At 53.5% G+C, this 25,142-nt stretch carries 21 protein-coding genes; 1 reads left to right on the top strand and 20 read right to left on the bottom strand.

The genetic code is table 11. From position 1 onward, the window contains the following. Positions 1-189: 189 nt before the first annotated feature. From aguA to B1H56_RS06215, 4 genes are all read right to left on the bottom strand, one after another. Positions 190-1,290, bottom strand: coding sequence for an agmatine deiminase (gene aguA / locus B1H56_RS06200; RefSeq protein WP_066517754.1), 1,101 nt, complete (start codon positions 1,288-1,290; stop codon positions 190-192). Between the two features lie 116 nt (positions 1,291-1,406). Next, on the bottom strand, positions 1,407-2,792 hold the full coding sequence (locus tag B1H56_RS06205; protein WP_066517753.1) for an APC family permease: 1,386 nt from the start codon (positions 2,790-2,792) through the stop codon (positions 1,407-1,409). Positions 2,793-2,921: 129 nt separating this feature from the next. Further along, a complete protein-coding gene (ptcA, locus tag B1H56_RS06210; RefSeq protein ID WP_066517747.1) occupies positions 2,922-3,944 on the bottom strand; it encodes a putrescine carbamoyltransferase in 1,023 nt (340 codons plus the stop codon). Positions 3,945-4,146: 202 nt separating this feature from the next. Continuing rightward, positions 4,147-4,617: an acyl-CoA thioesterase gene (locus B1H56_RS06215; RefSeq protein ID WP_121418977.1), complete on the bottom strand. Its 471-nt coding sequence runs from the start codon at positions 4,615-4,617 to the stop codon at positions 4,147-4,149. Between the two features lie 135 nt (positions 4,618-4,752). Between B1H56_RS06215 and B1H56_RS06220 the strand changes: the two genes are divergently transcribed. Then, complete coding sequence (locus B1H56_RS06220; RefSeq protein WP_066517743.1) at positions 4,753-6,180, top strand: amino acid permease; 1,428 nt, start codon at positions 4,753-4,755, stop codon at positions 6,178-6,180. A gap of 85 nt (positions 6,181-6,265) precedes the next feature. Here the strand turns inward: B1H56_RS06220 and B1H56_RS06225 are convergent, their stop codons facing one another. From B1H56_RS06225 to B1H56_RS06305, 16 genes are all read right to left on the bottom strand, one after another. Then, on the bottom strand, positions 6,266-7,321 hold the full coding sequence (locus B1H56_RS06225) for a response regulator (RefSeq protein WP_066517740.1): 1,056 nt from the start codon (positions 7,319-7,321) through the stop codon (positions 6,266-6,268). 11 nt (positions 7,322-7,332) lie between these two features. After that, positions 7,333-7,671, bottom strand: coding sequence for an Hpt domain-containing protein (locus B1H56_RS06230; protein WP_066517738.1), 339 nt, complete (start codon positions 7,669-7,671; stop codon positions 7,333-7,335). Between the two features lie 15 nt (positions 7,672-7,686). After that, positions 7,687-10,329, bottom strand: a complete 2,643-nt coding sequence (locus tag B1H56_RS06235; protein WP_066517737.1) for a hybrid sensor histidine kinase/response regulator — start codon at positions 10,327-10,329, stop codon at positions 7,687-7,689. A gap of 29 nt (positions 10,330-10,358) precedes the next feature. Continuing rightward, the gene (locus tag B1H56_RS06240; RefSeq protein WP_066517734.1) at positions 10,359-11,045 is read right to left on the bottom strand and encodes a cytochrome c biogenesis CcdA family protein; all 687 of its coding nucleotides are present in this window, start codon (positions 11,043-11,045) and stop codon (positions 10,359-10,361) included. After that, positions 11,042-11,494 carry a thioredoxin family protein gene (locus B1H56_RS06245; protein WP_066739783.1) on the bottom strand — a complete coding sequence of 151 codons (453 nt, stop codon included), beginning with the start codon at positions 11,492-11,494 and terminating at the stop codon, positions 11,042-11,044. Before B1H56_RS06245 ends, B1H56_RS06240 begins: the two co-directional genes overlap by 4 nt. Before the next feature lie 295 nt (positions 11,495-11,789). After that, entirely contained in the window at positions 11,790-13,358 is a 1,569-nt protein-coding gene (locus tag B1H56_RS06255; RefSeq protein ID WP_066517726.1) for a hypothetical protein, read from the bottom strand. Between the two features lies 1 nt (position 13,359). Continuing rightward, the gene (locus B1H56_RS06260; RefSeq protein ID WP_066517723.1) at positions 13,360-14,532 is read right to left on the bottom strand and encodes a SpoIIE family protein phosphatase; all 1,173 of its coding nucleotides are present in this window, start codon (positions 14,530-14,532) and stop codon (positions 13,360-13,362) included. Continuing rightward, positions 14,516-16,228 carry a [Fe-Fe] hydrogenase large subunit C-terminal domain-containing protein gene (locus B1H56_RS06265; protein WP_066517720.1) on the bottom strand — a complete coding sequence of 571 codons (1,713 nt, stop codon included), beginning with the start codon at positions 16,226-16,228 and terminating at the stop codon, positions 14,516-14,518. Before B1H56_RS06265 ends, B1H56_RS06260 begins: the two co-directional genes overlap by 17 nt. Positions 16,229-16,430: 202 nt before the next feature. Then, positions 16,431-16,673, bottom strand: coding sequence for a (2Fe-2S) ferredoxin domain-containing protein (locus B1H56_RS06270; RefSeq protein WP_066517717.1), 243 nt, complete (start codon positions 16,671-16,673; stop codon positions 16,431-16,433). Next, on the bottom strand, positions 16,670-18,388 hold the full coding sequence (locus tag B1H56_RS06275; RefSeq protein ID WP_066517715.1) for a [FeFe] hydrogenase, group A: 1,719 nt from the start codon (positions 18,386-18,388) through the stop codon (positions 16,670-16,672). Before B1H56_RS06275 ends, B1H56_RS06270 begins: the two co-directional genes overlap by 4 nt. 170 nt (positions 18,389-18,558) lie before the next feature. Further along, a complete protein-coding gene (locus B1H56_RS06280; RefSeq protein ID WP_066517709.1) occupies positions 18,559-20,433 on the bottom strand; it encodes an NADH-quinone oxidoreductase subunit NuoF in 1,875 nt (624 codons plus the stop codon). A gap of 62 nt (positions 20,434-20,495) precedes the next feature. Next, positions 20,496-20,945 carry a complex I 24 kDa subunit family protein gene (locus B1H56_RS06285; protein WP_082771077.1) on the bottom strand — a complete coding sequence of 150 codons (450 nt, stop codon included), beginning with the start codon at positions 20,943-20,945 and terminating at the stop codon, positions 20,496-20,498. Positions 20,946-21,438: 493 nt separating this feature from the next. Then, positions 21,439-22,167 carry a MerR family transcriptional regulator gene (locus B1H56_RS06290; protein ID WP_066517704.1) on the bottom strand — a complete coding sequence of 243 codons (729 nt, stop codon included), beginning with the start codon at positions 22,165-22,167 and terminating at the stop codon, positions 21,439-21,441. 103 nt (positions 22,168-22,270) lie between these two features. Then, positions 22,271-22,777 (bottom strand): VOC family protein, encoded by a 507-nt coding sequence (locus B1H56_RS06295; protein ID WP_066517702.1) that lies wholly within the window; start codon positions 22,775-22,777, stop codon positions 22,271-22,273. Positions 22,778-22,982: 205 nt separating this feature from the next. Further along, positions 22,983-24,242: a zinc-binding dehydrogenase gene (locus tag B1H56_RS06300; protein WP_066517700.1), complete on the bottom strand. Its 1,260-nt coding sequence runs from the start codon at positions 24,240-24,242 to the stop codon at positions 22,983-22,985. A 55-nt stretch (positions 24,243-24,297) separates the two neighbouring features. Next, positions 24,298-25,083 (bottom strand): DeoR/GlpR family DNA-binding transcription regulator, encoded by a 786-nt coding sequence (locus B1H56_RS06305; protein WP_082771073.1) that lies wholly within the window; start codon positions 25,081-25,083, stop codon positions 24,298-24,300. Between the last annotated feature and the right edge of the window lie 59 nt (positions 25,084-25,142).

Raw genomic sequence — 25,142 nt, forward strand, 5'->3', positions numbered from 1 at the left:
ATTCTGCGGGATTTAGCCCCCGCAAGGTCCTTTTTTATTCCTGTCCTTTGGTCCGCCAATATTGGGGATTATTGAGCGCATGCAGATAGGTGCAGTCCGGGGGCCGGGCACGCGGTCAGCAGCGGCACTACCATGCGCCGCATAAAGGAACCCGGCGTCCTAACGCCCGAATGCGCTATGCTGCGCATGTCACTTGCCGGAGGGCTGCTGCTGTGTGATACAGTGTACGTTGCCGCCGCCAAGAAGGATCTCCCGCGCGGGGATCTGCACGATCTCCCTATCCGGGAAGCATTCCTTTAATGTCTGCACCGCCTTTTCATCGTTCGGGTCGCCAAAGCCCGGAACCACGATGCCGCCGTTCGCGATATAGAAGTTTACATAGGAAGCCGCGAGCCTGTCGCCCTCGAGCCTTGGCAGCGTGCCGTCTACGGCGTCCACTCCCTCTTCTTCCTCTTTTGTAATCGTCACCGGGGAAGGAACGTACAGCTTTACGATTTCAAGCTTCCGACCCTTTGCATCCGTTTCCTCGGAAAGGATGCCGTAATTCTCTTTCGAGATCGCATACTGCGGATCGCTCTCGTCGTCCGTCCACGCGAGCAGTACCTTGCCCGGCTTGACGAAGCAGCAGATATTATCCACATGCCCGTTGGTCTCGTCAAGATAAATACCGTTTTTCAGCCAGATCACCTTGTCCGCGCCGAGGTAATCGCACAATACCTGCGTGATCTCTTCCTTCGTAAGCTGCGGATTCCTGCCTTCTGAAAGCAGGCATTCCTCCGTCACCATAACTGTCCCGTCGCCGTCCGAATGGATGCTGCCCCCTTCCAATACAAAGTCATTGAGGCGGTAACGGCCCTTGTATTCGATGTCGCACATCTTGCGCGCCACCTCGTCGTCAAGGTCCCACGGGAAGTAGAGGCCGTCCACAAGGCCGCCCCACGAGTTGAACGTCCAGTCCACGCCGCGCACTTCGCCCGTCTTGTCGTTGACGACAAACGTCGCGCCGCAGTCGCGGATCCACGAATCGTTGTTTGACATTTCCACTACGCGTATCTCCTCCGGGAGCATTCCGCGCGCGTTTTCGTACTGGTCCTCATTGACGCCGACCGTTACCGGTTCAAACCTATTGATCGCTTTTGCAACTTCGACAAAAACCTTCTGCGCCGGTTTTCCGCCTAAGCGCCAGTTATCGGGGCGCTGCGGCCACAGAATCCAGCAGCCGTCATGATGTTCGAATTCGCCTGGCATCCGGAATCCGTCTGCCTTTGGTTTGGAAGTATAGTTTTTCATTGTAAACACACCTTTCGATTTCAATATCCTTATACTTATACAAGCGCGTTTTCCTTTGCTCACGCGCCCATATACCGCTTATTTGCGGCAGCGGTTAGTAACTCCGCATTCACCGCCTATTCTTTTTTCACCGCTTCGCGCGGCGCTTTTTTCGTCGTCACTGCGGCGATGATCTCTCCCAGCACCACGGATATCGCCACGCCGATAATGAGAATGATATCCGGCTCAAGCATTCCGGTGTCCGCATTGTACGGGAACAGCAGGAATATGATCGCCAGGATCAGCAGCGCGAACGGCACCCATGTCATAACCCCGATCAGGCCTTTTTTGCCTGGCACCTTATAAGGGCGTTCCCTGTCCGGGTCGATCTTCCGTAGCTTCTGGAAGGCCGGAAACAGAAAGATATAGGATGCGAGCAACGTGACCACATTGAGGGCGAACAGCGTCCAGAATGCATCCACCGCATCCGGATTCACCTGCCCCAGTACCGCCGCAATAATCACAATCACCGTTGCTACGACGCCGTTGATGATATTGGCGCTCGAGGGAACTTCGTCCTTATTTTCCTTTTCAAACACCTTGGGCATCGCATGGTCGCGGGCTGCGTACATCGCGACATAGTTGACGCCGAACGACCAAGAAGAGAGGTTCGCGATCAGCGAAAACATGAACAGGAAGCCAATAACCGACAGGATAATCCCCGGCGCGCCCGCCAGCAGGATGCCTGCCGCATCCATGAAGCCACTGTCCACAGAGAGCTCGTTATACGGGATCGCCGCGGAAACGCCGAATGCGCCGAACAGGTAGAATACCGCGATCAGGATACCGCCCACAACGATTGCCTTGGGAATTTCCTTTTTCGGGTTCTGCATGTCGCCCGCAAACGTCGTCACGACCTCAAACCCCATAAAGTTGAACAGGATGATCGATATGAATGAGATTCCCATCAGCGGCGAGATATCCGCCAGGGAGCCGGAATTGGCAAAGCCGTTGACAACCGCGCCATAGATGCCGAGGCCGCCCATCGCAACAATTAATATAACCTTGACAATGGTGCCGATATTAATCAGCCACTTGCTCTGGCTGACGCGATAATTGCTGATGAGAATTACGACCCAGATGAACGCGAGCTGTATAACGAGGGCCACGATCCAGTTGATCTCGATTCCGGTCGCCGCAATCAGTATGTCCGTAAACAGGACGGCAAGGGACGCCATCCACAGCGGGAAGTTGACCCAATAGTACCATGCCACGCGGGAACCGTTCCTGCGGCCGAACGCACGCTTTACCCAATCGTACAGGCCGCCTTCGTCGTCATAGGTCGTCCCTAGCTCCGCGGAAACCATACCGTACGGCAGGAAAAAAGCGACGAGCATGATCGCCCACCAGATGTACTGCCACGGACCAATCGCGGCCGCAGGCGCAACCGCTTCTACAACGAGGACGATGCACACCGCTGCCAATACGGCGTCGAACAGTTTAAACTTTTTCTTTGTAGCCATCTACCATTCCTCCTCTTTCTCTTGATTTGACAAGATATTCCATTTTGCATCGGCCCGCCGGTACGTTCGCAGTAACAGGCGGGCCGATGCTTATGTTCAAAAGGGCGTACGCCCTTCCTGCCGGGATGGTCAGATCAGCCCTTTTTCTTTCATATAGGCTTCGAGTCCGGCCTTGGAAGCGTCACGCTCGGCAAGATCGACGGGTTTTTCCGGATACATGAAATAAACGAGCAGGGAGCGCATGGCGGTAAGCCTGTTCTCCGCTTCATCGATCACGATAGACCGCGGGCCGTCAAGCACTTCGTCCGTCACTTCCTCGCCCCGCGTTGCGGGCAGGCAGTGCATAAATTTCACATCCGGCGAAGCCTTCGACAGCATCGCCTCCGATACCTGGAATTTCGGATAGAAGATACGCATGCGGTCCTCCTTGGAAAGCTCCGCTTCGTACAACCCATACCATACGTCCGTATAGACGAAATCCGCATTTTTCATTGCTTCGTCCTCGTCCTCCGTAATCAGGAACGAACCGCCGGAAACCTTGCAGTTTTCCGCCGCGATCTTCCGGAAATTCTCCTTAAGCTGGAAACCTTTCGGCCCAAACTGCACAAAATCCATGCCCAGCTTAGTCGTCAGCATCATCAGGGACGCGCATACCTGTGTCGCGTCGCCCACGAATACAACCTTCAGGTCCTCCATTTTCTTCCCTTCCGGGAGGTGCTCCTTGATGGTGATCGCGTCGCCCATCTCCTGTGTCGGGTGGTTATAGTCGCTCATACCGTTGATGACCGGGATTGCCGCTCCTTCGGCCATATCCACAACGGTCTGGTGCCGTTCTACACGGGCCATCAGGATATCGACGAGGCGTGAAAGCACGCGCACCGTATCTCCTACGGATTCATGCTTGCCCATCTGGATCTGCCCTGGGGCGAGGTACTGCGCGTGGCCGCCCATCTGCGCCATTGCGGTTTCAAAGGAAACCCTTGTGCGCGTTGATGATTGCTCGAAAATCATCCCCAGCACTTTATTTTTCATCAGCTGGGGATAATACCCCTGTTTGATACATTTTTTAATCGCGATTCCGAGGTCGATGATCTCCATCAGTTCTTTCTTTGTAAAGTCTGTTGTGTCGATAAAATCTTTGATACGGGCCATAACGGCGTCCTCCTTAGAATTTAAAGTAATGATCTAAACCGAATAAATTCGGCAAACGACATTTTGTTACAAAGCTGCGTTTTCAGATGTTCTCCGGATGCCTTTATCTTAATGAAAACAAAAAAGCAAGTCCAGTATTTAAAGCGCTTTTGGAAGAATCATACCCCGGTTGGCAGTTTGTTCCACTCCTGTGAACAAACCGTCATTCCTCCTCGCTGTTTTTCCTTGCGAGCCGCGCCTCGCGGCGCCTCGCGGCGCGTTCATACTCCCGCTTTTCGCTGTCTGTGCGCGGTGTAAAGGGCGGCACCTCGTGAGGCTTGCCGTCATACCCGAGCGCCACGAACACAAGATAAGCCGTATTCGTACGTTTCTTTACCACACAGTTGGACTTTTCGCTGTATACGTCCACGCGCACCTCGAGCGAAGTGCGGCCCGTCCATGTCACTGCGGCCTGCAGCGTTACAATCGCTCCAAGCGGCACCGGATGTTTAAAATCCATGCTGTCAAGCGCCGCCGTCGTAACCGTGCTGTGCGCATGCCGCGTGGCGGCCACCGCGCCAATGATGTCCACCCACTGCATCAGCGTTCCGCCGTGCAGGTTCCCAAGCTGGTTGATGTCTTCCGACATCACAATATGCGTTGTTTCCGCATATGCGGTCTTCGTTTGCTCCATTCTATATACCCCCTTTGTACAACTATTGATAACCATAAAGTTTTTGATTAAGCAAAAAATATCCGGTTATGAGAAAGACAGCAGTTTATCAATAGGTTTGATGTCTGGTATTTCACAACAACAGGGAACAGGATTATGAAAAAGATTTCATTTATGCAGCTTATTTTCCTTACGATGGCCTATTTCGCCTCTGTAAGGCGCATCCCGAACATTGCATATGCCGGCTGGGAATCCGTATCTTTTATGATTTTCGCCGTGCTGATGTTCGTGATCCCAATTTCTTTCGTATCGGCGGAGCTTGCCACGGCAATGCCCGAAGACGGCGGCCTGTCCGTGTGGATCGGCCGCGCCCTTTCCCCGCGTTTTGGGTTTCTTGCCGCATGGCTCGTGTGGATTCAGATGTGTTTTGGCATGGTAACGGTGGGCGCCGCCTTTGCCGATATGATCGCCACCATCACGGGAACAAAAAGTCTTCTTTCAAACGACTTTTTCATCGGCATCATTGTAATCTCTATTTTCTGGCTGATTACGTTCCTTATCATCAAGGGCGTCCCCATTACTGCAATCAGCACTTATGGCACGATTATCGGGCTTTTTGTCCCGCTGGCAGTTTTACTTGTTTTCGGGACGGTCTTTGCATTCACCCACAATCCCGGGGTCTTTACTCCGCCCACTGAGGATAAAATCTTCCCCGACCTTTCCGACCTCGGAACGCTCTCCAAGCTGTCCGGCATTATTTTCCTCTTCGCAGGCATGGAACAGGCCTCGAGCTCTGCCAACCGCATCGATAATCCGCGAAAAAATTATCCGCGCGCTATCATCCTCGCGACTTGCCTCACAGCGGGGCTTTTCACTTATGCCGGCCTGGTGACCGACGCGCTCGTCGCCGAGGGCAGCATTGCCCTGGCCGATCCGGCGCAGGTTTTCTCCGTTATGTTCAGCGGCTGGAATATCCCGTGGGTCACCGCGGTCATTGCGGGTATGATCGCCCTTTCCTGCATCACCGAAATTTCGGCGTGGACCGTCGGGCCTTCCCGCAGCATGCTGCGCTGCGCGCGCGAGGGCTCTCTTCCGCCCGTATTTCAGAAAACCAACCGGCACGATATTCCCGTCCCGCTGATGCTGTTGCAGGCAGTGATCGTAACGGGTATCGCGCTTATCTTTGTATTCATTCCCGGCACCAACGGAGTATTCAACACCATCCTCACAATGGCGGTCGCCCTGTACTGCATCGTATACATCTTCATCATTTTATCGGGTATTATTTACCGCAAACGCCATCCGAATGAAAAACGCGCGTTCCAAATCCCAGGCGGAAAATTCGGGATGTGGCTCACCTCGATCGTGGGCCTTGTGGGTATCTGCTTCGTAATCTTTACGAGCTTCATTCCCCCAGCGTCCCTGAGCGCCTCCGAATATCCGGCTTATGTCCTGTTCATGCTGCTGGGTATCATCGTGCTTGTTGCCATACCGTTGGTCATTTACAGGCTGCGCAGGCCCGCGTGGAAGCAGGCGGACGTTTCCGCTCCAAAGCAGGCCGCAGCATCCGTCCGGCAGCAATAGCCGCCAGCCATAGATAGCAATCATAGATATAAAAAGCCCGTTCCTTTGTTGGAACGGGCTTTTTATATCTATATACGCCGGGGATTCAGCATCTCTCCGGCTCCGGGTTCTTTTCCAGTATTATTTTGAAATTATCGGCCACGAGCTGGAAGGTCTCCACGAGTACGGGTGAAAAGGCATTGAATATTCCGTCACGGATACGTCCCACTGCCTGTTCGTGCGAGTATCCCTTCGCCACCACCATATTGTCGTAATCATGGGCAAGGCCCACCGCCTGGGCACAGATCGGGATATCGTCCCCCACGAGCCTGTCCGGAAAACCTGAACCATCCCATTTTTCGTGATGGGACCGGCAGATATTATAGCAATACCTGATATAATCCTTGTTTTCGATATTTTTAAGGGGTTCGATCAACTGACAGCCCTTCACTGTATGCTGCTGCCAGATCAGGCGCTCTTCATCCTCGAGCTCATTGGCCCTTTTCCGCAGAATCGATTCCGGAATCAGCAGTTCTCCGATATCGTGCAGTACGGATGCGATACAGATCGTTTCGATCGTCTGCGGGTTCAGCCCGTTCTTATCGTCGCTGTGTTCATACAGGAATCTAAGCAGCTCGCGGGTATACATCCTGATACGCTGGATATGCTCCTTTGTCTCCGCCGTTTTTGTTTCGAGCACCGACGTAAGCACCGCGACGATGATTTCGTTCACATTGGAAAGCGCTTCCCCTTTTTGCTCGAGCACTTCTTCAAGCCCATTCTGGTAATGGTACAGTTCGACGATGTTTTTGACCCTGCGTTTGACAACATCCGTAACATACGGTTTGCGCACAAAATCCATCGCGCCCAGCCGCAGGCATTTCTCCTCGTCCTCGGCCGAATCCGCCGCCGTGACCATAATGACGGGCGTATGTTTGAGCAGGCCGTTAAAGTTCATATATTCGAGGACTTCGTAGCCGTCTATATCCGGCATCATCACGTCGAGAAGTACCAGCGCCAGGTTGTCACGCTCCCGTTCCATGATTTCCATCGCTTCCCTGCCCCCGCAGGCGCAAATTGTCTCATACTCGGATGAAAGCAGTTCCTCCAGTACGGCACGGTTCAGTTCGGCATCGTCAACAATCAACAATTTCTCTTTCATTGCAGACCTCTTTACTCCATATCCTCAATCGCTTTTACCGCGGCGTCGTAACGGTTGTACACGGTATCCACATCAATATCGCCCTCATTGCCCCGCAGTTTTTTGCACACTGCGTCGCAGCTGTCCGAAAGTTCATACATTCCAAGGGTCCCGCTCGTCCCCTTCAGGGTATGCGCGGCTTCGTAGACCCCCTCCATGTCGCCTTCCGAGAGGCAGTCCTTCAGCCGGATCATGCTCCCGTCCTGCAAAAACTTCTTCAGGAACTTGCGGTACAGTGCTTCGTTTCCGCTCATCCGCCGCAGTCCGTCTTCATAGTCGATCCCCGCACGATTCATTACTTCAATTTCCATACCCGTTTCCTCCAATCATAGCCTGCTTTTTTTATCATACAAAAATTTATACAAGGCTGCAAATATTGCTTCCGGCTCAATCGGTTTTGCCAGATGCTCGTTCATTCCACTCCTGATCGCTTCCGCGGCGTCTTCATAAAAAGCGTTCGCCGTCATGGCGATAATTGCGACCGAATGCGCGTCGCTCCTCTTCATCTCCCGGATCGCCCGGGCCGCCTCGTTCCCGTTCATGACAGGCATATGCACGTCCATCAGAATCGCGTCGTAATATCCAGGCCCGGAGGCTGCAAATTTTTCCACTGCTTCCTTTCCGTTATAAGCGCATTCGACCGTAAAACCCACATGCTCGCACAGTTCCCGCGCGACCTCCATATTAAGCTCGTTGTCTTCCGCAATCAACAGCCTCTTGCCTGTGAAATCATAATTTTCTTCTTCCCGCGCTTCGTTCGCCGAAGCCGATATTTCTCCGCTCAGGCGCTGCAGGATGCGGTAGATGTCCGCCCGCATCACCGGTTTTGTCAGGAAATCGTCGACACCGGCCGCAAGCGCCTCCTGCTCGATATTCTTGTGGTCGTAGGCCGACATCAGCACAATATGAGTCTCTTTTCCCGCTTCCGACCGAATCCATTCCGCCGTGTGGATACCATCCACATCGGGCATATAAAGGTCGATCAGGCACAGGTCAAACGTCTCTCCCGCATCCTTGACAAGCCTGACCGCGTCCACGCCGGAGGCTGCCGCCGTCGCGTCCACACCCAGCTGGCTGCACTGGAGCTTCAGATGTTCGCGCATCTCCTCGTCGTCCTCCACGATCAGCACATGCAGGTTTTTGATCTCCTCCGAAATCTTGATGGAAATTCCGCCCGCGTCCGCGATCTCCAGCCACAGGCTGAAAGCAAAAACGCTGCCCATATCCGGCACGCTTTCCACCTCGATCTCCCCGCCCATGGATTCGACAAGCGTTTTGGAAAGCGCCATCCCAAGACCGGTTCCGCCATACTTGCGGTAGGTGGCGCTTTGCTCCTGCTCAAAAGGCTCGAATAAATGCTCCAGGAATTCCTCGTGCATCCCGATACCGGTATCCCTGACCTCAAATTTCAGGCAAACCTGATTTCCCCGCCGGTCCATCTCTTCCACGGACATCCTGATTTTGCCTCGCTCCGGGGTAAACTTGATCGCATTGGAAAGAAAATTCAGCAGCACCTGCTTGATCCGCGTATTGTCGCCCTTCACCATATCACAGGTCACGTTTTTCTGCAGCACATCAAACGCCTGCCTGCTCTCTTCCGCCTTGGGCTGCATAATATCCGTGATCTCGCTGAGCATGGCGTTCAAGCTGAACTCGCGTTCTTCGATCTTCATCTTCCCGCTTTCGATCTTAGACATGTCGAGGATATCGTTAATCAGGTCGAGCAGGTGCATGGTAGACATATTCAGCTTGCGCAGGTGTTCCCGCATTTTTTCCGGATCGGCAAGGTCGTACTCCATCGTGCGGATCGTCCCTGTCATCGCATTCATAGGAGTGCGGATTTCGTGGCTCATACGCGACAGAAATTCCCGCTTCGCAATATTTGCGTTCTCTGCACGTTCGAGCGCGGACCTGAGCATATTCTGCGCGCGGTTTTCCTCGGTAAGGTCACTCGTCACAAATACGAACTTGGTGACCCTGCCGTTTTCAGCGATCGGATAACGCCTGCTGGACAGCTCTTTTTCATGACCCGTCTTCGGATCTGTCATAATATATTCATCCTGCCGGATCTCGCCAAGGTTGGGCTCTCGAAAACCGTTTGCAAGCCTCTGGAACGTTTCATCGTCAAGGTATGCACGCGCGATCCAGACATTGTTTTTATAGCTTTCCGCGGAAATCCCGAGGATGCGCTCCGCATTGTCGCTGATATATTCCACACGGTCCTCAAGAAGGTCGTAGATCATGAACACATCGTCCACATTTTCCGAAATAATACTGAAAAGCGCATTGTTGTGGAAGATATCCTCGTTGCGCTTTGCAATCGCATGCACGCTGGCGGCAGATACCATAATCGCGAGCGCAATCAAAATCGAGCCCCACGCAAGCGCCATCATATTCGTTTTTTCATTCAGTTGGTTGGCCCGCTCCACGTAATTATCGATCTCTGTCCCTGTATAATCTGTGATCTCGCGCACATTGCTGTCTGCGCGAAGATAGAGCGGATAGGCAGTCTCGTACAGGAGCGTCTTTGCTTCTTCCTGCTTCCCGTCGCGGATCAGTTGGATGCAGCGGTCATGCAGCGACAAAAGCTCGTTTACGTCCGCAATCAGCTGTTCCACGGTTTCGGAATTCCCTTCATATTGGGACCGGAGCGTCTCTTCGAGCAGAGGAAGGTCGTCACGGATCTCATACATCACACCCAGCTCCGCCGCCCGGCTCTCGGGGAATTCGTCTCCCGCAAGCAGGTTCAGCATCGTATTGCGTGTGAACAATAACTGCGTACGCAACTTCCACGCCGCGTTATTGACGGAATAAGGCCGCTGGTAGATTTCGTCCGTATAGGTAGCCAGGTTATCCGTATTGACGATCGTCATACCGGCAAACGCCGCCACGCCAATACAAATGACGGCCACAACGGCAATCAGCAAAGCGTTGATGTTTTTTACTTTCCGGTCCTTTTTATGCTTCATAGCTACCTATTATTCCTTTTGCCTTCCAATCAGAAGCCCAGATAAAGCAAATATAATCCAAGGATCAGGATTACTGCGCCAAGAACGGCTTTGACCCATTTCCCCGCTTTCGCAAACCGCGCCGAGCCGCCGAGCTGGTTCACCGTTCCGATTCCCGCTCCCACGGCGACGATTAATATGCTGTTTCCCACCGAATAGGTAACCAGCATAGCGATTCCCACGCCGAGGTCGATTCCGCTTGAAATCACCGCAAGAATCGCCGCCAGCACGGGCGTCACGCAAGGGGAAGCAAACGCACCTCCGAGAAGGCCAAGCAGGAACGCGCCCACGCCGCCCTTTTTAGTCGTGGTCTGCCGCACGCCGCAGGCCGGAAACAACTTTACAACGTCCCACATCACTAGCGCCATAAACACCATCAGCGCCCCTAGCGCCAGATACCACCAGCTTCCCATAGCGGAAAGCTGCTGGCCAAGCAGCGCAAGCACCGTGCCGATAGCGGTAAAGGTCACCGTCATCCCCAGGCAAAACAGCAGGGAATAGATGAGCGCTGTTTTTCTGCCGCTCCTATTTCCGCCGACATAACCGATGACAAGCGGAAAGGTAGAGAGGGAACACGGAGTGAAGGAGGTCAGCACGCCCGCCGCCAGCGCCGCCAGCGGCCCGATCCACAAGTTTTGCGAAATCATGTTTCCAAGCTGTGCGAGAAGCTCCGTCATGCGCCTTCCCCCGCCATATCCGGGTTCGCAAATGCGTCTTCGATAAAGGCCGTAAGCGCCTCCTTCGTCGCCGCGCCCGGATAATATGTAACGGGAGTTCCCGACGCGTCGAGGATCATATAAACGGGAACGCTCGACACGCCAAATTCCTGCGCGATTTTTTTCTGTTCATCGACATTCACCGTTACAAACGTAATTTTACCATCGTATTCCCGCCTGAGTTCCTTAAGGACCGGTTCCATCTCTTTGCAATAGGGGCACCAGTCGGCCGTAAAATCGATAAAAACCGGAAGGCCGTCCACAGTCCACTCCTGTACTGCCTGCGCGGGTTCCACATCCGCCGCTTTTTCTTCCTGCGAGGTTTTTATCAAAAAAATGCACAATACAAGCAAAAGAACCACCGTTATGATCGTTACTTTGCCTGCCGTGCCCGCTAGAAATTTTTTCATTCAATCTTCCTTTACCAAAAGCCAATAATAATCCTTTTTATTAATAACCCGAAACACAGGAACAGTAACCGCTTTTTTTACACATTTTTGTCCGTGAAATTTTGCCGGCGGAAAAGTCGAAGAGGCGAAGCAAAAGCCTCGCCTCTTCCGGACAGATAGCTGCTCTTTTGCGCGCAGACGCGCGCTCCGCTCGGCGGAATTTCCCCGGAGCACGCTTTTCGGCTGAGTTCCAGTGGAATGGCGCGGCAGCAAGATGCGCCTGATTTATTATTATACTATAAAATTGTCCGTCCGGCTATTCTTCATCCACAATGGTAATCTCTTCGCGAACGTTGCGCAGGTTTGCGAAGCGCTTGCGGTAGCTGATTTCCCGGATAGATATCCCCTCCGGAAAATCTTTGCCCGCCTTTATATCCTTTGCCGCTTTTTCCGCATAGCGGAAAAAATCCCGGATACCCTCCTGCGTGGGGCGCGCCAGATAAGACAGGCCCAGGATATCGTTGTGGATCAGTATCCCCCCGTCCGTTTGTTTCGCATAAAACAAAAGCGCCGTACCGTTATATTTCAACAGCCGCCGCGCGGCATTCAGAGGCCCTATCGTTTCAATTTCCCCGGCAAAGCCGCATTTAACACATATCATTCTGCCGCCCGCAAAGCGGTTTTTCTGTGTATTCGAGCCGCACCGCGGGCAGGCGGTGAAAATACCCCTCGCGCTCACGAATACGGGCTTTTCAAGCCCCCTCAGCTCCGCTTTATAGGCCACCATCGACACCATACGGTTGAATTCGCCCGCTGTAAGCTGCGCCGCCTCCCTGCCACAGGTAAGCTTGTCCCCGATCTCTCCCATGCGGTATGTGATAATGGCGCTCTTGTTTTTCCATGCAATTTCCACCAGCTCGTTTGCCGCCGCATGCATTCCGTTTTTAGTGCAAATATCCTTCCTGCGGGGAATTCCGCCTTCCGCAAGAACCTTTCCCTGAAGGTCCGTCACCGCGTAGCGCGCCGCGTCCTTCAGGCTGCGGGTGATTCCCATATATGTCTCGTTTTTCCCTTCCTGTGCGCTTTCGCACGCCACGTTTATGGAAAGGTAATAGTCCCCGTTCTTCTTCAGCAGGCGCGCCGTTTTAAAAATCCTCGGGTTTTCCAGCCCCGCGCGCAACACAGTCTCTTGTGCTTTGCCAAAGGAAAGCGGTACGACGATATACCGCTCGCGTTTATTATCCCGCTCGAGCGGCTCGTGTCCTTCCGCAACATAATATAGCTCCGCATCTCCGCGTACGATCCCTCCGCGGCGGTTTTCGTCCCGGACGCCCATAAGATAGAGTTTTGCATAGAACCTGCCGTGCGCTTTATCGTACAGCAGGCAGTAATCGCGGTTTTTCGCATACCGCCCGAAAAGCAGCGGTTTCCGTATGCCGAGGCCGTTATAGAGGCGTTCGAGCCGCAGGCGCAGCTCCTCCCGGCCGATCTCACCTGCGTCAAACGCGTCAAGCGCGGCGGAGAACTGCCGGTCAAAATCGGCTTCTTCCAATATCTGCGGATAGCGCGCTCCCTTCTGCGCTTTACGCAGAGACAGCCACGCGACCATCGCCATCGCATAATCAAGCTTCAGGGCGTCTTTGAACGGCTGTACGCCGAATTCGTTGAGCCTGTTCATCAGTTCTTTACCGAGAAGGCCGGTGATACGGCGTGTGAGGTAAGCGCCCCCCTCCCGCATCTCCCGCATGATAGGCTCCACGTTTTCCTTGGTATGCTCGAACAAATAGGAAAGCGCACGGTTATACCGTAAAACCGCCCGGTCGATCAGCTCCCGTTTTGCCGCCGAAGGATTATGAAGTTTGAGAACAAGCGTCCTTACCACCATCTTAGCAATACTCGATCTCTACGTCTTTGCCCATCTGCCGGAGGATCTTGGCGATATCCTTCACCATGCGCAGCTTGAGGCTGAGGTCGATCGGAAGGTCCGGGTTCTGGTGCGCGGGGTTGGCTGCGCGTCCCACCGTAAAGTGCGCGCTTGTGCATTCCTCCAAGAGCAGCTTTGCAAGCCGCGACGCGCCGTCCTGCTTGAATATATCGAACAGTTCTTCCATGTCGCTTCCTTCCGCCATATATTTCTGCATGATTTCATAGGTTTTCGCAAGCGTCACGACGCCTTCCGTCACAAGGTCGATCCCTTCGATCATTCCCGTGGGCGGCACGCCCGCATCCTTATAATCGATTTTGACGCGGAGGTCGCGGCCGGAAACACGGCTTACAATCTGCGACGTCGTGCCGCCGCACACCACCTTTACCCCGTCGGCCTCCAGCAGCCTGTCGACCAGCTCCCGGTCGCGCGAGGAATCCACCGGCGGCCCCACCATGATAAAAGCCGGCTGCGCATGCCGTATTTTTGTGGTCACAAACGTCGTATCGTCCCCCGGCCGGCCGTCGTAAAGCGAATTGCACGCGGAAAGCAGAAGCTTTGTCATCGCGCGCGCCGGCATCTCTTTGCGGTATGCCCGGCAGGCGTATTCCACAATGTTATCCCGCTGCCATCCAAAATTCAGCGTCTGGCCAACCCCTGCATGGATCGCCCCGTCTGAAAAAGCGACGCACATGTCGTCCTCCTGCATAGAAAAACGGCTTTCCAGCACCTTTTTATCGCCAATTTCAATCTCCGTTTTTTCAACCGGGACTTCCTTCCCGCCGCGCAGGATAATGGCCTGCGGATTATCAAACTCCACCATATGCGCTTTTCCCGCGGTATTCACGCGCAGGATGGTGAACGTGCAATACGCCAGCCCGCGTTCCGAGCAAACGGGCAGCGTGGACGCAACCGTCTCCACCGTTTCATAGATATCCGCACCTTCGGAAAGCATGGTTGCAGCGATCTTGCTGGTGAGCGTCGAAAGGATGTTCGCCTTTACCCCGCTGCCAAGACCATCCGCCAGAACAATGGTGGTCACGTCACCTTTGCGCACGATCTCCACCTTGTCGCCGCACAATTCCTCTCCATGCTTGAACAGGCTTTCGCCCGCCGTCTCAATAAATACGCTCATCTTCGCTCTCCTGGATATACTTTTTGAGGTTTGTGAGCGCAAGCTTCGTCTCCGCCGTCGTTTCCCCAAGCAGGCTTGCGATTTCCTGTGCTACGCGCATCTGTTTGTTGATGACTTCCTGGGTGACCTCCATGGTTTCCGCGCGCATTTCGCTGATTTTCTTCTGCTGGTGTTCATCCTCCGTGATATCTTTGATGAGCAGCAGGTACATTGAATTGTCCTTGATGAAAATCGTGGACTGCTTTACCGTAATCCCGAGATCCTGGTAAAACACCTTTCGGTCAAAAATGTTTTCCCCTGTCTCGCGTACTTCGTCGATATCATCGCAGTCGATAATCATGGATACCGGGCGGCCTACATAATTCCTTTCATTCAGGTGGAACAGTTCCGCCGCGGCCTTGTTATATTCCATCAGGTTGAAATCGCTGTCAAGGATGACGATCGCATTCGGCGTATTATCCAGCACCACGTTGGAGATACTTTCCGCTTTTTCGCGCATAAACGGCAGGCACATCCTGATATCCGCCTTACCCTGCAGGACAGCAATCGCTTTATCGCGGCAGGTCGGGTATCCGCAGCCGCCGCAATTGAGTATTTTGTCCTCGCTCGTCTTGCCCATGCGCACAAATACCTGCTGTATCTCCTCGTCGCTGGGGATACGGCGGTGAAGGGAGCGGTCGCGGTACTGCCGTCCGATCCCCGTTTTTGCGTCCTCTGTCAAAGGCGCGCTGCACGCGGTGCGGTTTTTGGCATACTGCAGCGTGCGGTCCTTAATGTGCAGGAAGGGAATATCGATTTCCTTTGCGCCCGGCCCGCCGAGACAGCTGCCCGGGCAAGCGTTCATTTCAAGGAAGAAATTTTCCAGTTCTCCCGATTTGAGCGAATCCAGCACCTCGGCGCAGCGGTCGATCCCGTCCACAGCCACACATTTATAGGCCTGGCGGATGGGCCGGTCGAGCGTCTGTATGATCCCCCCCGGGATCGGATACAAACGGTTCACGGTTGCTTTCATCTCGCGCACGTCCGGGTCCTCCGCCTCAAGGTCCACGCCTTCCGCTTCAAGCCACTGCATCAATTCGTCAAACAGCACCACCGCGTCGATTGCTCCGTCCGATTCCTGTGCCTCGTGTATTTTCGAGATGCACGGCCCTACAAAAACAGTCTTGATGCGCGGGCCATAGACCTCCTTCATCATCTTGCCGTGCGCCGTCATAGGCGCGTCTACGGGCGCGAGGTAAGGGATCAGCTCCGGATAATATTTCTCTACCAGAAGCACGAGCGTCGGGCAGCATGTTGTGATAATGTTTTTCATCTTATGCTCACGCATCAGCTCCATGAAATTCTGCGAAACCTTCGCCGCCCCGATCGAGGTTTCCTCCACACCCGTAAAGCCGAGTTTTTTCAGCGCCGATGAAATTTTCGGGAAAGTCGCATTTTTATAGCAGCTTGCAAAGGACGGAGCCACCGAAACATATACCTTGTCTCCGTTTTTGATGAATCCCTTGACCTTATCTAGGCTGCTGTTCACATATTTCGCGTTCTGCGGGCAGGCCAGAAAACAATGCCCGCAGAGAATACATTCCTTCTCCGTGATTTCCGCCTGCTCATTTTTAAAGGCGATTGATTTTACCTGACAGCTTCTGATACATTTATAACAGTTTTTACAGTTTGCTTCTTTAAACTGTATAATACTCATACCCTATAACGCTCCTTTCGTCGAAACGCGCCCCTTTGCTCATTTTCTCCGCAAGGGCCTCAGACTTAAAAGTTAATTCCTGACGGCATCCCCGGATAAAAGCATTTCCTCCGCGCGGCCCCTTCGTTTGGAAAAGACAGGGATGCGCAAAGCGCGCCAGCCTCCGCCGCCGCGCTGATGCACATTTCATTTATAGTCCCGGTCAAATTTTCGCTAAAACCTGGTTTTTGAAAAACTCCCCGACGTTATCCGTATTTACGGAAAAGACCTCATCCCCGATCTGTACGGAAACCGCGTCTGTGCAGTGGCCGAGGCAAAATACGCCCGTAAGCTCTACCCGGTCCCCGAGCCCCGACTCCTCGATCATCTCCTGCAGCTCGCTCACCACGTTGTACGACCCCTTCAGGTGGCATGCGCTCCCGATACAAATGTTGATTGTCATCATTTTACGTTCTCCTCCCCTTTATAGTAATTCACATGCAGCAGCTCATGAATTTTATTCTTTAAAATACCTCCGTACAGGGCCATCATGACAGGATTTTCCTCCGAACGCTTCACCTGCGACAGCTTATCCGCATCGTAAAGCCCTTTCGCACGTTCTTCCTTTCCTTCCCTGCGCGTAAACGGCTGGCCCGCCCCCGCAATACAGCCGCCCGGGCATGCCATGACCTCTACAAAATCGTATTCTGCCTCACCGATCTCGATCTGTTCGATCAGCTTCTCCGCGTTGGCAAGGCCGTTTACCACGGCGATCTTGACGCGGCCGCTGCCGTATGGGATGCTCGCCTCTTTGATGCCTTCCATGCCGCGCACACCCGTATATGCTATATTATGCAACATATTATTGCTTTTGTCATCTACAACCCTGCGTATCACCGCCTCTGCGACGCCGCCCGTCACGCCGAAGATCACGCCCGCACCGGAGGTGATTCCAAACGGCATATCCGCAGCCTCGGGATCGATATCCTCGAACACGATCCCTGCCTGTTTCAGGATGCTCGCGAACTCCTGCGTAGTAATAACGCCGTCCGTATCGCGTGAGCCGTCCCCGTAAACGAACTCCGGGCGTACCTGCTCGTCCTTTTTCGCCGTGCACGGCATGATCGCAAACACCACCGTTTCCTTGCCGTCCACCTCCTGCACCTGCTTGAAATGCTCCTTGATGACCGCCGAGAAAATCTGCATCGGCGATTTGCAGGTGGAAATCTGCTCCACCAATTCCGGGTGCGCATGCTCCGCATATTTCACCCATGCCGGGCAGCAGGACGTAAAGAGGGGGAGCTTCGCCCCCGCTTTATATTTCTTCACAAACTCTTTGGATTCCTCCATCACGGTAAGGTCGGCGCCCATAGTGGTGTCATACACCTCGTCCACCCCCATTTTCCGCAGTGCGCCCACGATCTTGCCCGCGACATTTGTGCCCGGTTCGAGGCCGAACTCGTCCCCGAGCGCCACGCGCACGGCCGGTGCAAACTGCACCACCACACGTTTGGAATCGTCGTAGATCGCATCCCAGAATTTCTGCGTACAGTTGCGGATCACGATCGCGCCCGTCGGACATACCGACGCGCACTGTCCGCAATTAACGCAGTTCGTTTCAGAGAGGGGTTTATTAAAGGCTGTAGAGACCGTCATGTTCGATCCGCGGTGCGCAAAATCAATCGCCCCCACATTCTGTATCTCCGAGCACATGCGCACGCAATCGCCGCACAGGATGCACTTGGAAGGATCGCGGATGATGGAAAGCGCCGAATCATCGATCCCCTCCTGCTTTTTCGTATTCTCGAAGCGCACGCTGTCGATCCCAAAACGGAGCGCCAACTCCTGCAGGCGGCATTTCCCGTTTTTAGGGCACGTCGTACAGTCGCGGCAATGGCTCGCGAGCAGCAGCTCGAGGATCATTTTCCGGTAACGGAAAAGCTGCGGCGTGTTGGTTTTGATCTTCATCTTGTCACGCGGAGGCGTGGAGCACGAGGCGATGATACCGCCCCATTCGTCCTCCACTACGCACATGCGGCATGCGCCGTAGATGGAAAGCTCCGAATAATAACAGAAGGTGGGCAGGTCGATCCCCGCCTTACGAATCACCGCAAGGATATTCTGTTCCTCGTCGAAATTGACGATCTGCCCGTCTATAATCATGTGTTTCTTATCAGTCATACCACTTATTTCCTTTCTTTATACAACGCCATGTACAAGAGGCCTTCGGTCATTCCGGATAGAAGCTCCCGGCGGGGAAAACGCAATCCCGGCCAACAGAGCATACGGAGCCGTACAGGGCCAAAGACAAAGCCCGCCGCTTCCGCACCGGGAAATTCCTGATGGCCGGATCAAAATTGTTCAACAACCGCGCCAAAGCTGCACGCCTCTTCGCATGCGCCGCACTTGATGCACTTTTCCGCATCGATCACAAACGGCTTCTTGATCTCTCCGCTGATCGCGTTTACCGGGCACTGGCGCGCGCATTTGCTGCATCCTTTGCACTTTTCTTCCACGATTACATATTGTTTCATTGCCTGGCAGTTCTTCGCCGGACATTTCTTATCCACAACATGCGCAAGATATTCGTCCCGGAAATATTTCATCGTACTAATCACAGGCGACGGCGCTGTCTTGCCAAGGCCGCACAATGCGGTCCTCGCGATCATGTCCGCGAGCTCCTCAAGCATATCGAGGTCTTCCTTTTCCCCCTTGCCCGCAACGATGCGTTCCAGTATCTCGAGCATCCGCAGCGTACCCTCGCGGCAGGGGACGCACTTCCCGCAGGATTCGTTCTGTGTGAAATTCATAAAGAACCGCGCCACCTCGACCATGCAGTTATCTTCGTCCATTACCACAAGGCCGCCGGAACCGATCATCGCGCCTTTTTTCTTCAGGGAGTCAAAGTCCATAGGCATATCGAGATGCTCTTCCGTCATACAGCCGCCGGACGGTCCGCCGATCTGCACCGCTTTGAATTTCTTGCCATTTTTGATGCCGCCGCCAATATCGAAGATGACTTCGCGCAGCGTCGTGCCCATCGGCACTTCTATAAGGCCCGTATTATTGACGTTTCCCGTAAGGGCGAACGCTTTCGTGCCCGGACTGCTCTCCGTTCCCATACTGCGGAACCAGCCCGAACCGTTCAGGATAATCATGGGGATATTGGCGTAGGTCTCCACGTTCGACAGCACCGTAGGCTTGCCAAACAATCCCTGCTCTACCGTACGCGGCGGTTTTACCCTCGGCATACCGCGGTTGCCTTCGATGGAAGCGGTAAGCGCACTTCCTTCGCCGCATACGAACGCGCCCGCGCCCTGGTTGATCCTCAGGGTGAAATCGAACCCGCTGTCCAGGATATTATCCCCCAGAAGCCCCTGCTTTTCCGCCGCGGCAATTGCCGTTTGCAGGCGTTTTACCGCCAGCGGATATTCCGCGCGGACATAGATATAACCTTCGTGCGCGCCCGTCGCGATACCGGCGATCATCATTCCCTCGATCATCTTATGCGGATCGCCCTCCATGATGCTCCGGTCCATAAACGCGCCCGGATCTCCCTCGTCGCCGTTGCACACCACGAATTTTCGGACTTCCTTTTGCTTCGCCACCTGCTGCAGCTTCCGTCCCGTGGGGAAACCGCCGCCGCCGCGCCCGCGCAGGCCGGAATCCATCACTTCCTGCACGATATCGTCCGTTTTCATATCAAAGAGCGCCTTTGCAACGGCCTGATAGCCGCCGCGCGCAATATATTCTTCGATCGCCTCCGCATCCGTGTGCCCACAGTTGGAAAGCACCATGCGCGTCTGCTTTTTGTAAAAAGGGATTTCCTCTTCCGCAGCATATGCCTTACCGTCCTGATGGAACAGGAGGCGTTCTACCGGCTCGTCACCCTTGAGGCTCTTCTCAAGTATCTCTTCGCAGTCCTCCGGCTTCACCTTCACATACAGCCAGCCAAACGGCTCGATACGAAGGAGCGGTCCCATTTCGCAAAATCCGTGGCATCCGCTCTTTTTAAACGCGATCTCTTCATGCGGCTCCTTTTTCAGCTCCACCGATACGGGAAGCCCCGCTTCCTGTGCAAGGTCCTTCAGGCGGCTGAATATTTCGAGCGAACCGCCCGCGACGCAGCCGGTCCCCGCGCAGACCAACACCTTCTTGTACTGCGCCTCCATAGATTTCCTGTATTGGTTTTTAAATTTATTTAATTCTTTTACGTTGTGTATCATGTTCGTTCCTTCCGTAATTTGAGTCTCCGGGTCCGCATTTCCATAAGAGCAGAGGCCTGCCCCTATTTCAGCGTGTCGATCAGTTCGCATGCCGAATCGGGCGTCATCGTCGGGTATACTTTGTCGTTCACCGTAAGCACGGGGGCAAGCCCGCATGCGCCGAGGCATGAGACCGTTTCGACAGTGTACAGCATATCGTCCGTCGTTTTCTTCTGCTCGGAAAGCCCGAGTTTTTTACGGAGGGCTTCAAGGATCGGGATCGACTTCCTGACATGGCATGCCGTCCCGTCACATATTTTGATTACATACTTTCCCTTCGGTTCCAGGGAGAAATTCTCGTAAAAAGTTGCGATGGAGTATATCTTCGCCTCGCCTACATGCAGTTTTTCCGCCACATAGCAAAGCGCTTCCTCGGGAAGATAACGGTATTCCTTTTGTATCGCCTGCAAAATGGGAATGATTTCCGATTTTTTGGGATGCTCCTTAAGAATCCCGTCCAAAGTCTGCTTCATCTCTGCGTTGTCCAAATCCAAGACCTCCTGATTTTCATTTCGCCCCCCGGCGCCGGACATTGTTAAATATTTAACATGTCTTTCTATTGTATCTTTTTTCACAAAAAATATCAATCTCTATTCATGATTTTTTAAGAATATTTTGTAAAAATCCCGTGTTCGTCCGTGGCCGTTAAAAATCCCCGCTTTCAGGCGCTTTGCGGGCCTTTTTTCCCGCTCCGCACCCATTGCCGCAATTGTCCTTACAAACTAACAAACTTCATATTCCCTGCTTTTACGTCTCTTTCTCTTGCGGCGCTCTTATGCGGCAACGATATCCCAACTGCCGGTTCCCCGGAAGTACCGCAGGATACCGGTCTTGGGGCGTTCTTCAAGTGCATTTTCTATCGGCTGCCGGAATCCCTGGCATCCCCGCCCGGTTTTCCGGGTCTCCGCGGTGCCGGAAACAGGCAGGGCAAAAGGCCCGGGCTATTGCCGCCCGGGCCTTTTGCTGCTATTTGCAGTAATACGCGATAGCCTTGCTCATGAATTCCGCAAGTCCTTCGCCATACCGTTCAATATTTTTGGCATACCGTTCATCTGAGCGGTATAGCTCTCCCAGCCCCGCAAGGATTCCGCCGGTGCATTCATAGTAATTTTGAGTAATATACTGCTGCCACTCCCGTACCAGTCCCTGTGCCGCTTCCTCTTCGGGAGAAAATGCCATTGCCTCCGCAAACCGCCGGAACAGGCGGTCCATCCCTGCATCGATACGCGCCCAGTCGTCCTTTCGGTACCCGGCCGTCTTCGCCTCGCTTTGCCGGTATGCTTCGGTCCCGCCCCAGCGTTTTCCGGCTTCGCGGGCATATTCCTCCCGCGCTTTTTCTATCCAGCTCCTGTCGAATTCCTGAAAACTCATATTCCGCTCTCCTTTCAGCGTTTTGTCGATAAGGCGCACCAGGCCTAAAAGCCGTTCCCGTTTTAATTGCAGAAGGTCCCGCTGCTTCAGGAGCGCCTCTTTTTCATCGAAGGATGGATTTTCCATGATATTTTTGATTTCCTTCAACTGGAAGCCCAGCTCCCGGAAAAATAAAATTTGCTGCAGCCGTACAAGCTCTTTTTCCCCATAGACCCGGTAGCCCGCTCCCGTCACCGTTTCCGGGCGCAGAAGACCGATCTCGTCATAATAATGCAGTGTGCGCACACTGATGCCCGCAATGCGGGATACTTCCTTTACTGTCATGCCGTCACCTTCCTTCGATAGCTCCATCATAAACTATGACGCAGCGTGAGGGTCAAGCGGTTTTCATAAAAAAACGGGCGCATTGCTGCACCCGCAGAATCCCTCATACTTCTTTCGAGACCGCTTCCGGCGGGTAAAGCTCATACGGCACGTCAATCGGCCCGGGCACGCCCAGTTCGATCATCATGGCAAGATCGTCCTGCGTGTCGGGATAGGCATGGAAGTCTCCGTCCACCCATCCCGTCTGTAGGATTGGGTTCCCGCCGGCCTCAAAATACCGCACCATTTCGCCCACCTCTTCCTTTTCAATCGGCACCTTCACATGATGCAGCCCTTCCCCTTTTTCCTCGAGGAAGCGGAAATAGCAGTTCGGCCCTTTGACTGGCTGGATGATCTCAAATTCCACCCGGCCGATCTGGCAGGTCGCGATATGAAAATCGAACTCATCTTCCACAGGTTTGCCGTCCACCTTGTACTCCCTTACGATTTCATTCGTAAAATGCCGCAGCTTCCACGGTCCGATCCCCAATTTTTCCCAATAATTCCCGACATATTTTCTGAGGTCTTTTACCACGATACACACCTGCATGATATCCCATTCTTTTTTCATAAGGCATCCCTCCGCTTGGATTTTGCCCTCATGGTAACATACTGTTTACCGGCGGCGCAATCGTTTTAATTTTTTTCATTATATTTTCATTGTGCAGGCGGATTTGGACGGATCCTGTTTCCGTGCCGGCCGTTTTTTGCGTATGTATAAAAACAGCGCGGCTTGCCGCCGCGCCGTTTGTTTTTCCGTTTTCCCGTCCGGCTGGTCAGCCGATCGGTTTTGCATTTTTGAGCAGGTAGCGCTCCGCTTCCGCCGACCACAGCCCATTCGAGCGTTCCACGATCTTTGCGAGTTCAGCGAACATCGCATCCGTTTTGCCAAGTTCCGCGAAATCATCGATCGCCGTAAGCGGCATATCGATCTGTGTGTAAATAAGCTTTTTGCCGCCGGGAATATCGTGCAGCTTGAGCGTCACCTCGGGTACGCAGTTCAGGCCGCCGACATGCGTAATCATTACGGAAGGCTCGAGCCTGCCCTCGCCCATCATCTTGAGCACTTCGCGCATGTCCTGCGTATTGCCGCCCGAATTGCTGCACACATGCGTTGCCGCATAGTGAACGTCATAGAAATTGAATTCCGCCTTGAATTCCGTGTTCGTCGGGCCTGCAAAAAAGTTGAGGCAGCCGTCCATACCAAGGATGTTGTCGCCCATTTCCACGACCGGCTTCACGGGCGCCATAACATAAACGTCGTCGTAGCCCGTGCCGCCCGAAAGTTCCATCACATAGGCTTCATCCTTTTCAGCCGTATTTACATAGTGAAGCTCAACTCCCTGCTTTTTGGCCTCCTCGATTGTGAAGAGGGCCTCCGCACGCGCGAGCCGTACCGGGTCGATATCCGTCACGACGAGGAGGGCGGGCTTCCTTGACGCATGCAGCGCATAATCGATGGTCCCTAGCCCCATTGGGCCGACGCCCGCGAGCAGCGCCATCTTTCCGCCTTCTTTGATCCCCATTTCATGCACATAAGAACCGAACTTTGTATGGTAGTTTACATGCGCGCCGCCCGCGATACAGCTCATCGGCTCAGCGAGCGATCCGTGGTAAAACGCTTCCCCGTCGTATTTCAGGAAGCAATCCGTTTCAAACGCCTCGGAGGGAATAATAATATAGGTCGCGTCCCCGCCATAGAAGGGATAGGAATATCCCGGCGCTTCCAGCGATCCCTTATAAAACATCGCCGGCTGTACCGTGAATTTATCGCCCGGCTTGGCAAGGTGCGCTACATTTTTCCCTGCCTTAACGACTTCGCCGCAGAATTCATGCCCGATGATGACCGGGTTTTCCGCCACATTATCCGGCACGCGCTTATGGTCGCCGCCCTGAAGCGCCGCCTTATAACTGGACATGCACAGGCTGTCCGATACAACCTTTGCCAGCATTTCATCGTCCGTGATTTCCGGCAATTCAAATTCTTCCAGCCTCAAATCCGATTTTCCATACAACCTAACCGCTTTTGTTTTCATTGTTTTCCTCCAAAGACCTGGATTTTTAAATACTCCGCTGCGCCTGTCAGCGGTTTCATACAATTTGGACGTTCCTGCGCTTCGCTTCCCGCACGATCTCCTCATCGAGATCGTCGTCCGAAACGAGCACGTCGATATCTTCCATATATGCGTAAGTGAACGGCATGATCTTATCGATCTTTTTGCTGTCCATCAGCACGATCGTTTTGCGCGCACGGTTCACCACTTCTTTTTTAATCTCGCATTCCGTATAGGTCCCGCTCGTGAACCCGTTTTCCACCGAAAACCCGCTTGCCGCCATAAAGGCGATGTCGATATTTACCTCGCGGATAAAATTGCACGAATTAATGCCGGATACGGAGATCGTATTGCGGTTCACCTGCCCGCCGATCAGGGTAACGCTGGGTTTTTGCTTCTTGATAAGCTCCATGGCAATGTTCACACCCGACGTCATAATGGAAAGATATTCGTCTTCCATCTCCCGGGTGAACAGCATCAGCGTGGTGCCAGCATCCACATAAATAGACCGTCCGCGCTCAATAAACTGGAGCGCCTTTTTGGCAATCGCATATTTTTCCGCCACATTTTCAAGGGCCCGTTCTGAATAGATGTCCTCCGCCGCAATGGAAAGCCTGCTCATTGCAACCGCGCCGCCGCGCGTGCGCTTTACATAGCCATTATCCTCCAGGTATTTCAAATCCCGGCGCAATGTCATACTTGAACAATCCGGAAAATGCTGCTCCAAATCCTTGAGCTTTACTTCTCCGCGCTCCCGCAGCAATTCCTTGATTTCTTCCCGTCTTTCCGTGTTCATAACAGTTTCCCCATCTTGTTTTTTCATATTGTAACATGAAAATGTTCATTTCTCAACAAATTTATGAAAATTTCTGACATTTTCGA

The organism is Christensenella minuta (assembly GCF_003628755.1).
Lineage (GTDB): Bacteria > Bacillota > Clostridia > Christensenellales > Christensenellaceae > Christensenella > Christensenella minuta.

What these genes read in the sequence shown, in the direction of transcription:
- aguA (WP_066517754.1), bottom strand. Translation starts at nt 1,290, where the DNA reads ATGAAAAACTATACTTCCAAACCAAAGGCAGACGGATTCCGGATGCCA.
- B1H56_RS06205 (WP_066517753.1), bottom strand. Translation starts at nt 2,792, where the DNA reads ATGGCTACAAAGAAAAAGTTTAAACTGTTCGACGCCGTATTGGCAGCG.
- ptcA (WP_066517747.1), bottom strand. Translation starts at nt 3,944, where the DNA reads ATGGCCCGTATCAAAGATTTTATCGACACAACAGACTTTACAAAGAAA.
- B1H56_RS06215 (WP_121418977.1), bottom strand. Translation starts at nt 4,617, where the DNA reads ATGGAGCAAACGAAGACCGCATATGCGGAAACAACGCATATTGTGATG.
- B1H56_RS06220 (WP_066517743.1), top strand. Translation starts at nt 4,753, where the DNA reads ATGAAAAAGATTTCATTTATGCAGCTTATTTTCCTTACGATGGCCTAT.
- B1H56_RS06225 (WP_066517740.1), bottom strand. Translation starts at nt 7,321, where the DNA reads ATGAAAGAGAAATTGTTGATTGTTGACGATGCCGAACTGAACCGTGCC.
- B1H56_RS06230 (WP_066517738.1), bottom strand. Translation starts at nt 7,671, where the DNA reads ATGGAAATTGAAGTAATGAATCGTGCGGGGATCGACTATGAAGACGGA.
- B1H56_RS06235 (WP_066517737.1), bottom strand. Translation starts at nt 10,329, where the DNA reads ATGAAGCATAAAAAGGACCGGAAAGTAAAAAACATCAACGCTTTGCTG.
- B1H56_RS06240 (WP_066517734.1), bottom strand. Translation starts at nt 11,045, where the DNA reads ATGACGGAGCTTCTCGCACAGCTTGGAAACATGATTTCGCAAAACTTG.
- B1H56_RS06245 (WP_066739783.1), bottom strand. Translation starts at nt 11,494, where the DNA reads ATGAAAAAATTTCTAGCGGGCACGGCAGGCAAAGTAACGATCATAACG.
- B1H56_RS06255 (WP_066517726.1), bottom strand. Translation starts at nt 13,358, where the DNA reads ATGGTGGTAAGGACGCTTGTTCTCAAACTTCATAATCCTTCGGCGGCA.
- B1H56_RS06260 (WP_066517723.1), bottom strand. Translation starts at nt 14,532, where the DNA reads ATGAGCGTATTTATTGAGACGGCGGGCGAAAGCCTGTTCAAGCATGGA.
- B1H56_RS06265 (WP_066517720.1), bottom strand. Translation starts at nt 16,228, where the DNA reads ATGAGTATTATACAGTTTAAAGAAGCAAACTGTAAAAACTGTTATAAA.
- B1H56_RS06270 (WP_066517717.1), bottom strand. Translation starts at nt 16,673, where the DNA reads ATGATGACAATCAACATTTGTATCGGGAGCGCATGCCACCTGAAGGGG.
- B1H56_RS06275 (WP_066517715.1), bottom strand. Translation starts at nt 18,388, where the DNA reads ATGACTGATAAGAAACACATGATTATAGACGGGCAGATCGTCAATTTC.
- B1H56_RS06280 (WP_066517709.1), bottom strand. Translation starts at nt 20,433, where the DNA reads ATGATACACAACGTAAAAGAATTAAATAAATTTAAAAACCAATACAGG.
- B1H56_RS06285 (WP_082771077.1), bottom strand. Translation starts at nt 20,945, where the DNA reads ATGAAGCAGACTTTGGACGGGATTCTTAAGGAGCATCCCAAAAAATCG.
- B1H56_RS06290 (WP_066517704.1), bottom strand. Translation starts at nt 22,167, where the DNA reads ATGACAGTAAAGGAAGTATCCCGCATTGCGGGCATCAGTGTGCGCACA.
- B1H56_RS06295 (WP_066517702.1), bottom strand. Translation starts at nt 22,777, where the DNA reads ATGAAAAAAGAATGGGATATCATGCAGGTGTGTATCGTGGTAAAAGAC.
- B1H56_RS06300 (WP_066517700.1), bottom strand. Translation starts at nt 24,242, where the DNA reads ATGAAAACAAAAGCGGTTAGGTTGTATGGAAAATCGGATTTGAGGCTG.
- B1H56_RS06305 (WP_082771073.1), bottom strand. Translation starts at nt 25,083, where the DNA reads ATGAAAAAACAAGATGGGGAAACTGTTATGAACACGGAAAGACGGGAA.